Origin of the sequence: Streptosporangium sp. NPDC000563, assembly GCF_040299985.1 — a bacterium.
In the GTDB taxonomy this organism is placed as follows: domain Bacteria; phylum Actinomycetota; class Actinomycetes; order Streptosporangiales; family Streptosporangiaceae; genus Streptosporangium.
Genome location: NZ_JBEPDA010000009.1, coordinates 251,688 through 265,288, shown reverse-complemented (window position 1 = coordinate 265,288; position 13,601 = coordinate 251,688). Strand labels below are relative to the sequence as shown.

11 protein-coding genes are annotated in these 13,601 nt (G+C 70.8%); 9 read left to right on the top strand and 2 right to left on the bottom strand.

The annotated features are described in order from the left end of the window. The 9 genes from ABT352_RS22540 to ABT352_RS22500 all read left to right on the top strand — a co-directional run. Nucleotides 1–1,673 (top strand): hypothetical protein (locus tag ABT352_RS22540; protein WP_350946849.1); only part of this gene is annotated, 1,673 nt, incomplete at its 5' end. Between the two features lies 1 nt (nt 1,674). Further along, nucleotides 1,675–2,790 (top strand): glycosyltransferase family 4 protein, encoded by a 1,116-nt coding sequence (locus ABT352_RS22535; RefSeq protein WP_350946848.1) that lies wholly within the window; start codon nt 1,675–1,677, stop codon nt 2,788–2,790. Next, nucleotides 2,787–3,875 carry a glycosyltransferase gene (locus ABT352_RS22530; RefSeq protein WP_350946847.1) on the top strand — a complete coding sequence of 363 codons (1,089 nt, stop codon included), beginning with the start codon at nt 2,787–2,789 and terminating at the stop codon, nt 3,873–3,875. The genes ABT352_RS22535 and ABT352_RS22530 overlap by 4 nt, the downstream gene beginning before the upstream one ends. A gap of 3 nt (nt 3,876–3,878) precedes the next feature. Then, nucleotides 3,879–5,210 (top strand): polysaccharide biosynthesis protein, encoded by a 1,332-nt coding sequence (locus tag ABT352_RS22525; RefSeq protein WP_350946846.1) that lies wholly within the window; start codon nt 3,879–3,881, stop codon nt 5,208–5,210. Nucleotides 5,211–5,461: 251 nt separating this feature from the next. Beyond that, the gene (locus ABT352_RS22520; RefSeq protein ID WP_350946845.1) at nt 5,462–6,643 is read left to right on the top strand and encodes a glycosyltransferase; all 1,182 of its coding nucleotides are present in this window, start codon (nt 5,462–5,464) and stop codon (nt 6,641–6,643) included. Continuing rightward, nucleotides 6,640–7,605: an NAD-dependent epimerase/dehydratase family protein gene (locus ABT352_RS22515; RefSeq protein WP_350946844.1), complete on the top strand. Its 966-nt coding sequence runs from the start codon at nt 6,640–6,642 to the stop codon at nt 7,603–7,605. Before ABT352_RS22520 ends, ABT352_RS22515 begins: the two co-directional genes overlap by 4 nt. 60 nt (nt 7,606–7,665) lie before the next feature. Beyond that, the gene (locus ABT352_RS22510) at nt 7,666–8,655 is read left to right on the top strand and encodes an NAD-dependent epimerase/dehydratase family protein (RefSeq protein WP_350946843.1); all 990 of its coding nucleotides are present in this window, start codon (nt 7,666–7,668) and stop codon (nt 8,653–8,655) included. Then, complete coding sequence (locus ABT352_RS22505; RefSeq protein ID WP_350946842.1) at nt 8,652–9,689, top strand: glycosyltransferase family 4 protein; 1,038 nt, start codon at nt 8,652–8,654, stop codon at nt 9,687–9,689. The genes ABT352_RS22510 and ABT352_RS22505 overlap by 4 nt, the downstream gene beginning before the upstream one ends. Nucleotides 9,690–9,693: 4 nt before the next feature. Beyond that, complete coding sequence (locus ABT352_RS22500) at nt 9,694–11,046, top strand: tyrosine-protein kinase domain-containing protein (protein ID WP_350946841.1); 1,353 nt, start codon at nt 9,694–9,696, stop codon at nt 11,044–11,046. Here the strand turns inward: ABT352_RS22500 and ABT352_RS22495 are convergent. After that, nucleotides 11,024–11,716 carry an arsenate reductase/protein-tyrosine-phosphatase family protein gene (locus ABT352_RS22495; RefSeq protein ID WP_350946840.1) on the bottom strand — a complete coding sequence of 231 codons (693 nt, stop codon included), beginning with the start codon at nt 11,714–11,716 and terminating at the stop codon, nt 11,024–11,026. The genes ABT352_RS22500 and ABT352_RS22495 overlap by 23 nt on opposite strands. Before the next feature lie 138 nt (nt 11,717–11,854). Then, entirely contained in the window at nt 11,855–13,582 is a 1,728-nt protein-coding gene (locus tag ABT352_RS22490) for a DUF4012 domain-containing protein (RefSeq protein ID WP_350946839.1), read from the bottom strand. Nucleotides 13,583–13,601: the final 19 nt, after the last annotated feature.

Here is a 13,601-nt window from a genome sequence, read left to right as displayed (position 1 = left end):
TGCTCCCCATGATGTTCACCCTGACCATCCTCCTGGCCATGATCACCCACCGCCTCACCCGCTCCCACCCCGCCACACTCCTCGCCATCACGGGCTCGATCTCGGTCGGAGCGGCGAGCCTCTACCTGGGTAGCAGCGATCTGTTCACCTGGGGAGGCATTCCCGACGCCTCATGGACGAGCCCCACCCAGGCGTTCGGGGCTCTGCTGTTCGCCCCGGTCGTCCTGCTGCTCGTCGACCTCCTCGAAGGACGCAGACGTGACGTCGGCAGATGGCTCCTGCTCGGCGTGTTCATGGTGGCGGTCATGGGAGCCAAGGCCGTCTACCTGCCCCTGCTCGCGGCGGGCCTGCTGGCGGTGGTCGCGGTCGAGGTGATCAGGCGGCGCCGGGTGCCGTGGCCCGCGCTCGTCGCGCTCGGGATGACCGCGGTGTGCTTCCTCAGCGCGCAGGTGACGCTGTTCGGCCGGGTGCGGCAAGGGTTGGTCGTCGACCCCCTCTCGTTCGCGCGAGCCGCGTGGGGCGAGTTGACCGGCCTGGGCGAGCAGGTGAGCCCTCCGTCGGCCTCGGTGCTCGCCGTCGCGTCGCTCTACCTGTTGTGCTGGGCCGTCGCGTGGTGCGGGATCCTCGGGCTGCTGTGCAGGCCGAGACTGCTCCTGCGGCCGACGGTGGTCCTCCTGCTCGGCATGGGCGCGGCGGGCATGGGCGCGGCGCTCCTGCTCGGGCACCCGGGCAGGAGCCAGCTCTTCTTCCTCTGGGGCGCCTATCCCTACCTGGTGATCGTCGCGGTCTACGGGATCCTCGTCCTCCTGCGGCGTGCACGGGTTTCACCCGGAGTGGCGATGTGCTCGGCCGGCGCCGGAGCGGTCGCCGCCTATGCGATTCCCGTCCTGTGCGGCGTCAGGATCCCCCTCGGTCCCGGTGAGGGGGACACCGTCCTCTACCGGCCGTACATCGTGCTTGCGGTGGCCGTCGTCCTGGTGTCCGCCGTCCTGGTCGTCAGGTGCGGCGGCCTTCGCGGATGTGCCCTCGTCACCATCATGCTCGCGGCCATCGGCCTGCCCGCCTACGGGCACGCGCGTGTCCTTTCCGTCATGGACCGCCTCATCGGAAACGGCTCTCCCCCGGTCAGGCCGGTGGCCTCACCCGTCCCTCTGGGTGCCCTGGAGGCCGGCCGGTGGCTGCGCGCCCACTCGGACCCCGACGACCTGGTCGCCACGAACGCGCACTGCCGCTGGGGGTACGAGAACCCGTGCGACAGCCGCCAGTCCTGGGTGGCCGCCCTGTCGGAGCGGCGGGTGCTGGTCGAGGGATGGACCTACACCGCGGCGAACACGAGCCGCTGGCGGCCGGGGTCCCTGCCGGAGCGCCTGCCGTTCTGGGACGGCGAGCGGCTCGCCCTCAACGACGCCGCCTTCCAGGCCCCCTCGGCGGCCACGATCGGGCGGCTGCGCGAGCGCTACGGGGTGCGCTGGCTCTTCGCCGACGAGCGCCGCACCGGCCGGACCTCCAGGATCGGGGACTTCGCCGAACTGCGGTTCCGCTCCGGCGACTGCGCCGTCTACCGGATCCCGGAGCACGAGGTCTCCCCAGGCGCCGACGACGACCCACCGGGTGACGACGCGTCGGCCCGGCGAGCCGGGCCGGAAGGACACCGAGCCCATCAGGGAGGTTGACATGAGGATTCTGCACATCGGATACCGACTTCCACCCGAGCCGGGAGGAAAGGAGCGCTATATCGAGCGCCTCAGCCACGAGCAGATGCTGCGCGGGCACGAGGTGGTCGTCGCCCACCGGCGCGGCGACGTCCCCGGCGGCGCGAAGGCGTTTCCGCTGGCACGGACCGCTGCCAGCCGCGCCGTCTCAAGGAGGTCGGATGTGATCGCCTTCGCCATGGAGTGCGCGCGGACGCTCCGCCGGGCACACCGGATCGACATCGTGCACGCGCACGGCGACCACCGCGAGGCACTCGGCCTCGGCTCCGCCGCACGGCGAGCGGGGATCCCCCTCCTGATCCATGTCCACGGTGCCCTCACCGTGCGTCACCGGCGGATCATGCCGTGGGCCTTCCGGCACACCGACGGATTCATCGTGGCCGGAGAACGGCCGCGGGAGGACCTGCTGGCGGCCGGCGTGCCGGAGCGGCGGATGCGGGTCATACCCGGCGGCCTGAACCTCGATCACCTCGCCGGATTCCGGGAGAGACATCCGGTCGAACCAGGACTGATCGTCAGTGTGGGCTCGCTGGTGAAGGTGAAGAACCACGCGCTGACCGTTGAGGCCTTCCACCGGCTACGGACCGACCACCCCGGCGCGCGCCTCGTCATCGCGGGTGACGGCCCGGAACGCGCCCGGCTTGAACGGCTCGCCGGGACGGGGCAGGGAATCGAGTTCACCGGGCACATCCCCGCCGACGACGTGTACTCGCTGGTGAGCCGGGCCCAGGTGGTCGTGCACGCCTCCCAGCGGCTTCCCGCCATCGGCGAGGGCATTCCCTTCGCCCTCCTGGAGGCCCTCGCGCTGGGCACCGCCGTCATCGTCTCGTCCGACGCCTCACTCGGCGCGGTCGTGGCGGACGGCTCCGCCTACCGCGTCTTCCGGTCGGGATCCGTGCACGACCTGGTGGCGCACCTGCGATCGGTCCTCGACGACGAGGCGCTGTGCCTTGAGATGACCGAACGCGGCGTGCGGGCCGTGTCGAACCTCGACTGGCGGATGGTGGGCGACCGCATCGGGGAATGGTACGAGACGCTCATCGCCGACCGCCCCCTCGCCCAGGCGGGCGCGTCATGAGCGGCCTGCACGTCTGTGAAGTGATCAAGACGCTGGACGTGGGCGGCGCGGAGGTCCTGCTCGTCGAGAGGCTGCTCTCCGCTCCCCCGACGGGCAAGCGCTACACCGTCGTATGCCTGCGTGCCTCCACCCACGAACTGAGCGGGCGGCTGCGATCGGCGGGCATCCGGGTCGTCGACCTCACCTCGTGCCCGCGCTGGCTCCGCCTGGCCCGCCTCGCGTACGTGGTGCGAAGGCTCGAACCCGACGTTCTCAACATCCACTCGCCCCTTCCCGCGTCGCTCCTGCGGCCCGTGTCCCAGCTGTTGAGTCCTCGCCCGGCCCTGGTCTCGACGGTGCACAACGTGCGCTACCGCCTGCCGACGATGTTGCTCGATCGGGCGACGGGATGGCTGGACATCCGGACCGTGGCCGTCTCCCCCGAGGTCGCCCGCGCTCGCACCGGCAGGCGCTCGCGGGGCCTGTCCGTTCGCGTGCACGGCGTCCACGTCGCCGAACAACGCCGTTGGGCGGCTCAATCGGAACAGACGAGGCGAGAGTGGAACGTCTCCCCGGACTCCTTCCTGGTCGTGCACGTCGCCAACTTCCGCGCGCAGAAGAACCACGAGCTACTCGTCGAAGCCGCGGCGAGGGTCGGGGAGCGAGACCCCCGTCCCGTGTTCCTGCTCGCCGGATCCGGTCCCCTGCACGCGCGGGTGGCTCGCCGGGTCGAGGATCTCGGCCTGGGCAACGTGCGCCTGCTCGGTCACGTGCCCGACGCCGACCGGCTCATCGCCTCCTCCGATCTGCTCGTGCTCAGTTCCTCGTACGAGGGGTTGCCCGTGGTCGTCATGGAGGCTCTCGCCGCGGGCGTGCCCGTCGTGTCCACCGCCGTGGGCGGGGTGCCCCATCTGATCGAGGACCGGAGGAACGGCCTCCTCGTCAGGCCGGGGGACCCCGCCGCCCTCGCCGAGGGCATCCTGCGGGCGACGCGACCGGAGATCCACGCACGCCTTCGCGAAGGAGCGCGGGAAAGCGCCGAGCTCGTGGACATCAGCCGAGCGGCCGCCTGGTTCGACAGGCTCTACGACGAGGTCTGCTCGTAGGACATGGTCACCACTCTCGGACGTGCCGTCCAGCGGATGCGCCCACCCGGCGGGCGCCATCTGCGGACCTTCACATCGCTGACCGCCGCCGGCCTTGGCGAGGCGGTTCTTCCCACTCTCAGCCTGATCGCCCTGGTACGCCTGACGGGGAGTGAGACATCGGGTCAGGTCATTTTCGCCCAGTCTGTGGCGACCGTCTGGTTTCTCCTGTGCGACCCCTGCCTGGAGAACGCCGCCCAGCGATTCGTCCCCATCGAGCAGCAACGGAGCGGGCAGGGCTCCTCGCTGTTCATGCGCCTGATGCACTGGGACGTGGCGATCGGCGTGGCCGCGGCCTGTGTCGGTCTCGTGGCGGTGCTGGCCGCGCGTCTGCTGGGTTCCCTGTCGGACGAGTTCGCGCTCATGTTCGCTCTCGCGATCGTCACACGCGGGTCCATGGCGTCGTACGGCACAGCGGGCGCGGCCTTCGCGCTGACAGACCGGCTGCGCGCTCTGGGCACGCTCAGGACGCGATGCGCGGTCCTGTCGTTCGGGCTGTCCCTTGGCGGGTTGTTCCTTGGAGGGCCCCTTCTCTACCTGGGGGGGCAGGCCGCGGGTGCGCTGGTGATGGCGGTGGTGTTCTACCTGTTGGCGACCCGAGGGCTCCTCGCACGAATGGGACCGGCGGTCGCACGAGTCCGGCCGCCCTCGGGCATGGTCGCCTTCACCGTGAAGACATCCATGGGCACCAGCGTGGCCGGAATCTCCGACTCGGGCATCCTCACTCTGGCCGGCCTGCTGGGCGGACCGACCCTGGTGACCATCCTCAAGATCGCATCGGCCCCCGGCCGCTTCTACGCCAACCTGGCGATCCCGGTGGCCGCGATGCTCTATCCCCGGATCATCCGGAGCGCCACGGCGGGAGCGGGAAGGGCAGCCATCATCCGGGACGTCACGCGCACCACCCTGCTGCTCGCTGCGGCCGGGGCGGTGACCATCGCCGTCGCGCTCCCGGTGACCGACGCCGTCATCGGCATGGCCTACGGCCCCGGCTACGCCCACCTCGGCGTGGTCGCCGTGGTGCTCCTGGGCGCCGCCTGCGTGAAGGGAGCGGTCTGCTGGTCCAACGTGCTCCCCCTCGCCCTCGGCAGGCCCGGCCGGCGGCTCGCGTACCTCCTGGCGGAGGGGGGCATGCTCCTGGGCGTGCTCCTCGTCGGCAGCCGGACCACCTCGGGCCCGTTCCAGGCGTCGCTCTGTTTCGCGTGGGGAACGCTCGCCGTCGCCACGCTCGGCACGGCTTTCTGGATCGGGTCGTTGCGGCGTATCACCGACCTCGGTTGTCCAGAGCGCGAGTGATCTTCCGGCATCGAAACGCAGAAATACAAAAAGGCTAATTCGCCCATATTTCCCGCGCGGCCACTCGCAAAGCCATCGGACCCGATAGGGATCATCGGGCGGACTGCGAACACTTGGGACGACCCAGCTAGATCATGCCTAGGTAGGGAATAGGAAAAACATCGCGCCATCACCGTGATGGTGTCGGCGAACAACCCAAAGAGCGAACTAGTTTCTCCAACGTGAACCAGGCCTGTCACCGAGGAGCCCGCATGAAGCCGGACGGCCGGATTCGTGTCATGGAAATCATCGCCCGAATGAACGTCGGCGGCCCCGCCACGCAGGTGTCGGGGCTGTCGGAGGGGTTGGACGCGAAGGAATTCGACCACCGCCTCTACACCGGCTACGTCGACGGCCAGGAGTGCGACCACCTCCGGCTGCACGGGACGGAGACGCAGGTCCAGCGGGTCCCCGGCCTCGGCCGGTCGGTCAGACCCGGAGACGACTACCGCGCGCTCTTCTGGCTGATCGGCGCCATGCGGGCGTTCCGTCCGCACATCGTCCACACCCGCACGGCCAAGGCGGGCGCCCTGGGCAGGGTGGCCTCCCGCCTGGCCGGCGTCGGCTCGGCCCGGGTGCACGTCTTCCACGGACATCTCCTGCACGGCTACTTCTCCCCGGTCAGGCGCGAGCTCTACGTGCGGTCGGAACGGCTCCTGGCCTCCGTGTCGGACCGGCTCGTGACGGTGGGGGCCCAGGTCAGGGACGATCTGCTCCAGGCCGGGATCGGGCGCCCCTCGCAGTACGTGGTGATCCCTCCCGGTGTCCGGCTGAAACCGATCCCCGACCGCGGGACGGCACGCGCCGCGCTGGGACTGCCTCCGGACGCGCCGATCGTGGCGTACGTGGGCCGCCTCACCGCGGTGAAGCGGCCCGACCGGTTCCTCGCCGTGGCCGACGCCGTGTCCAGGCAGATCCCCGGCTGCCGCTTCGTCGTATGCGGGGGCGGCGACCTGGAGCGGCAGGTCACCCGGGACGTCGAGCCCGTCCGCGACTCCTTTCACCTGCTCGGCTGGAGGAAGGACGTGGAGACCGTCTACGCCGCCGCCGACGTGGTCGTGCTCACCTCCGACAACGAGGGGACCCCGCTCAGCCTCATCGAGGCCGGCATGGCGGGTACGCCGGTCGTCTCCACCCGGGTGGGAAGCGTCGCCGAGGTCGTCAGGGACGGCCACACCGGTCTGCTGGCCTCGACCGACCCGGCCGAACTGGCGGCGCACACCGTCCATCTGCTCCGCGACGCGGGCCTGGCCCGCCAGATGGGCGAGGCGGCCCAGGAGTGGACACGATTCGCGTTCGGCGTGGATCGCCTCGTCTCCGATACCGAGCACCTCTACCGGTCGCTGTGCGGGAAGGGCGGCCGCCGGCTCGTGGCGGAGGGGAACGCACGATGAGAGTGCTGGTGACGGGCGGCGCCGGTTTCATCGGCGCGCACATGTGCCGGGCGCTGGCCGCCAGGCCCGAGGTCGGGCACATCACGGTGCTGGACGATCTGAGCAGCGGGGATCTCACCAATCTCGACGGCGTCGAGGCGACGGTGGTGACGGGCAGCATCCTGGACCGAGACCTGCTGACGGACCTGGTGGCCGGTGCCACACACGTGATCCACCTCGCCGCCCGGCCGTCGGTGCCCCGCTCCCTGGCCGACCCGCTGGCCTCGCACGCCGTCAACGCGACCGGCACCCTGCACGTGCTGGAGGCGTGTCGCGCGAGCAGACCGCACGTGATCCTCGCCTCCTCGTCCTCGGTGTACGGCGACAGTCCCGAATCCCACAAGCACGAGGACCTGCCCACCAGACCGCTCAGCCCGTACGGAGCCGGCAAACTCGCCGCGGAGGCGTACGCACTGGCCTACGCGCACAGTTACGGCCTGCCGGTCCTGCCGTTCCGCTTCTTCAACGTCTACGGCCCGCTGCAGAGCGCCGGACACGCGTACGCGGCCGTGATCCCGGCGTTCGTCTCCGCCGCGCTGCGGGGCGAGCCGGTCCCGCTGCACGGCGACGGCCTCCAGTCGCGGGACTTCACCTACGTGGGCTCGGTGACCCAGGTCCTCGCCGACGCGGCCGCGCGCCGGATGACCAGCACGAAGCCGGTGAACCTGGCGTTCGGGACCCTCGTCTCCCTCCGGCACCTGATGGGCGTCCTGGCCGAGATACTCGGCCGCCCCGTCGAGGAGACCTGCCTGCCACCCCGGCCGGGCGACATCCGGCAGTCCCAGGCCTCTCCCCGTCGGCTGCGCGAACTGTTCCCCGGTGTGTGTCCCGTCCCGCTTGAGGACGGGCTCCGCACGACGGTGGCCTGGTTCGAGAGAACTCAGGCCCCGGCCATCAGGGCGCAGGTCGCCGGCTACGCGTGATCCACCGCCTCCTTCCCGCCAACAGAGATCTCCCTCCATGAACGTGACGAGGAGAACCCCGTGAGCACGACATCAAGCACTAAATATCTAATAACAGGCGGAAGCGGATTCATCGGATCGCATCTGGCCGACGCGCTGCTCGCGCGCGGTGACTCCGTCATCGCCCTGGACAATCTCTCGACGGGACGGCTGGAGAACCTGCGCCCTCATCCGGCCCTGCGTTTCGTGCACGGTTCGGTCCTGGACGAACTCATGGTCGACGAGTTGGTCCACCGATGCGACGTCGTCGTCCACATGGCGGCCGCGGTCGGCGTCAAGCTGATCGTCGAGCAACCGCTGCGGTCGCTGACGACCAACATCCGGGGTTCGGAGATCGTCATCGAGGCCGCGCACCGATACCGGAAGAAGATCCTGGTCACCAGCACGAGCGAGATCTACGGCAAGAACTCCTCCGGCGCGCTGCGCGAGGACGCCGACCGCATCCTCGGCAGCCCCGCGGTGGTCCGATGGGCCTACAGCACCGCCAAGGCCGTCGACGAGATCCTCGCCAACGCCTATCACAAGGAGCGCGGCCTGCCGACGATCGTCGTCCGGCTGTTCAACACCGTGGGACCGCGGCAGAGCCCGACCTACGGCATGGTGATCCCGAGCCTCGTCCGGCAGGCCCTGTCGGCCACGCCCCTGACGGTCTTCGGCGACGGGACCCAGACCCGCTGCTTCGCACACGTCTCGGACATCGTCGACGCGCTGCTGCGTTTGCTCGACGAGGACAGGGCCGTCGGTGAGACCTTCAACATCGGCTCCAGCGACGAGGTGAGCATCATGGAACTGGCGAAACTCATCATCGAGTTCACCGGATCCACCTCCGGGGTCGATCTCATCCCCTACTCCCAGGCCTACGAGCGAGGATTCGAGGACATGACCCGCAGGGTTCCGGACACCGCGAAGCTCCGCGCGCTCACCGGCTGGACTCCGCGGCGCTCTCTCGACCAGATCCTCACCGAGATCATCGGCGAGGCCTCCGGCGATCCGGCGGCGTTCCCGCGGTGAGCGGGACGATCGCCCTCGTCGCGGGAGCGGCCTTCCTGCTCAGCGCGACGGCCGCCGTGCCGCTGGGGCGTCTGGCGCTGCGGTGGGATCTCACCGACCGCCCCGGCGGGCACAAGGCCCACACCCGCCCGACCCCGTACCTCGGCGGTGTCGCGATCACGGTGGGCACGACCGTGCCCACCGTGATCGTGCTCGGCCTCGCCGATCTGCAGATCATCGCGATCCTCCTCGCCGCCGCCACGGTGTCCCTCCTCGGCCTGATCGACGACATCACCCCCCTGCCCGCGGTCACCAGGTTGATCGTGGAGACCGCGGTGGCGATCGGGGTGGTGTTCTCCGGCGTCCAGGCGACCGTCACCGGAACGTGGCTGGACAGCGTCCTCACCGTGGTGTGGATCATCGTGATGACGAACTCCTTCAACCTGCTGGACAACATGGACGGCGCGCTGGGAACCGTCACCACCGTGACCGCCGGCCTCCTCGCGGCCACGGCCCTGCTCCAGGGCCACACCTCGCTCGCGGTGCTCCTGTGCGCGCTCGCCTGCGCGTGCCTGGGCTTCCTGCCGCACAACTGGGCGCCCGCGAGAATGTTCATGGGGGACTCCGGGTCGCTGTTCCTCGGATTCACGGTGGCCTGCTCGGCGACCGTCCTGGTCATGGGACGGTCCCCGGACGGGGTGATCGCCGGACTGTTCCTGCCGACGTTCATGGCGACCGTCGACACCTGCATGGTCCTCCTCTCCCGCCTGCTGGCGAACCGCCCGCCGTTGCGGGGCGGTACCGACCACGTGTCGCACCGGCTGCGCCGTATGGGCCTGGGAACCCGTGCGGTCGCCACGACGCTGGGCGCGATCACGGCGTTCACCGGCGCCCTCTGCCTGACGACGGTCTCGGGCCAGCTGTCACCACTCGTCGCGATGGTCGTGGCGGGCGCGATCGCCGTCACTCTCGCCGGCCTGCTACGGGACACGAAGGCCCACCCGCCGGCCCACCCCCCTCGGATCCCTCAGAAAACCCACGAAAGGCGGCGTTGATCCCGTGGATCTGCTCTACTACGCACGGCTGGTGCGCAGGAACTGGCTGATCATCCTCCTCTCACTGATCCTGGCGGTGGGGGCGGCGCTCGCCGTCACGGCGAACATGCCGCCGAAATACGTCTCGACGATCTCCATGCTGGTGTCGGGCCACGACAGGGAGGGCAGCCTCTCCACCGCCTACCAGGCGGGCATGCTGTCGGCCCAGCGGGTGCAGTCCTACGCCAACCTGCTGTCCAGCCGCCGGGTGGTCGGCCAGATCGTCGAGGGCGAGGACATCGCGCGCGTCCAGAGGAACATCAGCGCCGAGGCCGTCCCCGGCACCGTGCTCCTGCGTGCCACGGTCACCGACACCGACCCCGCGCGAGCCTCCCTGCTGGCCAACGCCCTGGGGGACCGCTTCTCGAAGCTGATCGACCAGATCGAGCGGCCCACTCCGGGCAGCCGCCCCACCATCAAGATCACGATAGTGGACAAGGCGGATGTCCCCCGGGAACCGGTCAGCCCCAGGCCACTGGTCAACCTGGCGGTCGCCGTACTGATCGCGCTGCTCGCCACCATGGCCGTGATCATCCTCCGTGACCGCCTGGACACGACCCTCACGTCCCCCGAGGCGCTACGGGAGGCGTCGGGCAGCTCGGTGCTCGGGGTCATCGGCTACGAGCGGGACGCGCGGCACCACCCCCTGATCCTGCGCGACCGTGGCCGGTCGTCCCGGTCCGAGGCGTTCCGCGCACTCCGGACCAACCTGCAGTTCATCGGTGTCGACCGGCAGCCGAAGTCACTCGTGGTCACCAGCTGCCTGCCCGGCGAGGGGAAGTCCTCGACCTCCGCCAACCTCGCGATCACGCTGGCCCAGGCGGGCTGGCGGGTCATCCTGGTCGACGGCGACCTGCGCCGCCCCAGCATTCCCTCCTACCTCGGTATCGAGGGGGCGACGGGCCTGACGGACGTGCTGATCGACAAGGCGCGCCTGAACGAGGTCATCCAGGTCTGGGGCGATGCCGGCCTGTCCGTCCTGCCGAGCGGTCAGATTCCGCCGAACCCGAGTGAGCTGCTCGGCTCGAACGGAATGCGTCAGGTGCTCGCCCAGCTCACCGGGACGTACGACATGGTGATCATCGACGCGCCCCCGCTGCTGCCCGTCACCGACGCGGCGACGATCACCGCGCTCTGCGACGGCGCGCTGCTCGTCGCCCGGTACGGCAAGACCCGCCGGGAGCACATGGCCCGCGCTTCGGAACTGCTGGCGTCGATCAACGCCCGTGTGGTGGGAGGCGTCCTGAACTTCGTCCCTGTCGGTAGCGGCATGTACTACGGCTACGAGTCCGAGGTCAAGAATCCGGTGAGTGTGTGAGCAGCCGGAGCGGGACGGCGAGCGACCTCGCGATGTCCCGTCCCGCCGCCCGGTAGGCCAGCCGGGAGCGCCCGTACGGGTCGGCGATGTCGAACCGGTCGATCCGGACCAGCCCGCGCAGCGCCCGCGCCTGGTCGACCAGCGCGCGGGCCCGCCGCACGGGATCCCGGTGACGGGTGATCTCCTCCGGCGGCACGGCCCGCACCAGCGTGCCGAACTCGGCGATGGTGAAGGCCCGCGTGACCGCCGAGAGGTGCATGGCCACCGATTCCGCGCGGTGCCCGAGGGTGGCCGTGAGTACGAGATCGGCGGCGGCCACCAGGGCGGGAACGAGCGGACGGGAGCCGAAGCCGGCGGGATCGCCGCCGAGCCGTACCAGAACCCGCCGGGCGCGTTCGGTCATCTCCCGTCCCGGCTCGGCGCGGGTGCCCGCGCTGATCACCTGGACCGCCTGGCACGGACCCAGGGCCGAGCGGGTCAGCCGCTCGGCCAGCGGGGAGCGGCAGACATTGCCGGTGCACACGAAGAGGATACGAAAGCGGACACCCTCCCGTACCTCCCGGACATCCCGCCAGCAGCGCTGCCCGCAGCCCTCGTGCCCGGGCGGGACGCTCTCCCCCGGGATCGCGGCGTCCTGTGCGGTCCCACCGGTCCGCGGTGAAGCCTTCATGGCGCGAGAGTAGATCGCCCCCCGTGCGCCGCCGCCCGTGACGCGCGGTTCTTTGCTCTTTTCTGCCGATACGAACAGGCGATACGGCGTGGGAGCCCACCCGGTGGCGCCCTCGGTCCTCCACCGGAAAGTTCGGCCTCAGGGTGGGCAACCCCGCGGGTCCTGGGTGACGCGAGTCCGCTGGGGACGAACGAGCGGCTGCACCGGAACCCGCGGCGGCTCGCCGGAGGCGAGTTCGGTGAAATCGAACTCCAGCGTCCTGGACTGTCCGGGGGCGAACTCCAGAAGGACCGAGTAGACGGGGTGGGAGCGTTCGGTCTCCCTGATGACCGCCACCCGGTCGCCGTCGAGGCGGGCCGCGGTCATCCTCGCGCCGAGTCCGCCGTACAGCGACACCCAGAGCAGGTTGGAACCGGGGACGTGGCGGTGCCCCGGATCGTCGAGCCGTCCGGTGACGTAGGAGGGCAGTGTCCGCCGCGGGACATCGTTGGTGAGCCCGATCCGCACCGTCGAGGAACGCAGCCCGCCCCGGCAGGGGCCAAGCTCGTAGTCGAGGGCGCGCTCCAGGTAGTAGTCGAGCTTGCCACCGGCGGAGTTGTTGACCACCAGGCCCGCGAACGGTCCAGGCCGCGACGGCAGCACGCCGCTGACCGGTGTGCCCGACAGGCGCCGCTGCTCCGCCTCGTGGCGGCTCCACACCTGGATCCGCCGCTCGCCCACCATGTCGGACAGCACGGGCAGCAGCCTGGCGGGGGCGGCGAGCGAAGCGGGCAGCGCCTCTCCGACGGCACCGGCGATCTCGATGAGGAACCGCTTGCGCGCCGCGGGGTCGGGGTAGCGGGCGTAGGCCTTCCGCTCGGTGAGGTCGACGACATTCTCCGCGGTGACCCTCCCCCCTTCGGGGAGGGTCACCGGCCCGATCAACCTCAGCAGGTGGGCGAGGCCCACCGGGTCGGTGGCGACGGCGCCGTCCAGCCGCCTTCGGCCCTGTCGCTCCCACAACCCCGTCCAGGTGGCCGCGGCGTACGGAAAGTGCGGGGAGAGGTTCGAGACGGAGAGCATCCTGGTCGCACCCGTTCCATAACGTCCGAGGAAGTCCGGGCCGTGCTCGGCGACGGGGACGGGACTCGTGGCCAGTCCCTTGTTGGCGGAGAGGTGCTCGACGGTGAGCCTGCCACGGTCGGCCTTCAGGATGCCGAAGGCTCCGACCAGCCCTCCGGTGCCTCGGGCCTCGGCGTTGGTCTGGAAGGCCAGGAAGTAGTGGCGGGGGCCGTCGCGACCGAGCATCGGGGGCAGCAGGGTGGCGACGTCCGCGGCGTCGCCGAGCAGGCCGCGCAGCCGGCCGATCTCGGCCAGTGCCGTGCCGCGCGCCTCGTCCAGCCGGTCCAGGCCGGTATCGCCGGGGGTGGCCGCCAGGCGTGAGAGCGCCCGCCCGAGGCGGGAGACGCCGTCGTCCAGGACCGGTGCCGCGGCGTCGAGCGCGGCCAGCCGGTGGCGCGGGTCATCCGGGGAGCGCGACCCGCTCATCAGGAAGGGGGCGGCGACCTCCCGCACGCCGGCGAGAACGTCGGTCAGCTCCGCGGCGGCGTCGGCGAGCCCGCGCACGGTCGTCGCGGCGTTCCCCACGATCGGAACGTGGGCGATCGTCCACCACTCCGGGCCTCCGGTGAGCCGCCGGGCCTCGGCCGCGTGCCACCGGGCCTCGGCCAGCGCGGTGACCGCCGGGTGCGGGTCACCCGCACCCACCACCGCGCGCAGCCGGACCAGTGCGGTCCCGGTGGCCTCCAGGTGGTCGCGGACGCGCATACCGAGATGGGCCGACCAGCCCCCCGCCAGCACCAGCGCTGCGGAGACCGGCAGGCCCACTACGACTACTCGGCGTCGT

Coding starts and splice junctions, on each gene's coding strand:
- ABT352_RS22520 (WP_350946845.1), top strand. CDS start 5,462: ATGAAGCCGGACGGCCGGATTCGTGTCATGGAAATCATCGCCCGAATG.
- ABT352_RS22535 (WP_350946848.1), top strand. CDS start 1,675: ATGAGGATTCTGCACATCGGATACCGACTTCCACCCGAGCCGGGAGGA.
- ABT352_RS22530 (WP_350946847.1), top strand. CDS start 2,787: ATGAGCGGCCTGCACGTCTGTGAAGTGATCAAGACGCTGGACGTGGGC.
- ABT352_RS22495 (WP_350946840.1), bottom strand. CDS start 11,716: ATGAAGGCTTCACCGCGGACCGGTGGGACCGCACAGGACGCCGCGATC.
- ABT352_RS22525 (WP_350946846.1), top strand. CDS start 3,879: ATGGTCACCACTCTCGGACGTGCCGTCCAGCGGATGCGCCCACCCGGC.
- ABT352_RS22515 (WP_350946844.1), top strand. CDS start 6,640: ATGAGAGTGCTGGTGACGGGCGGCGCCGGTTTCATCGGCGCGCACATG.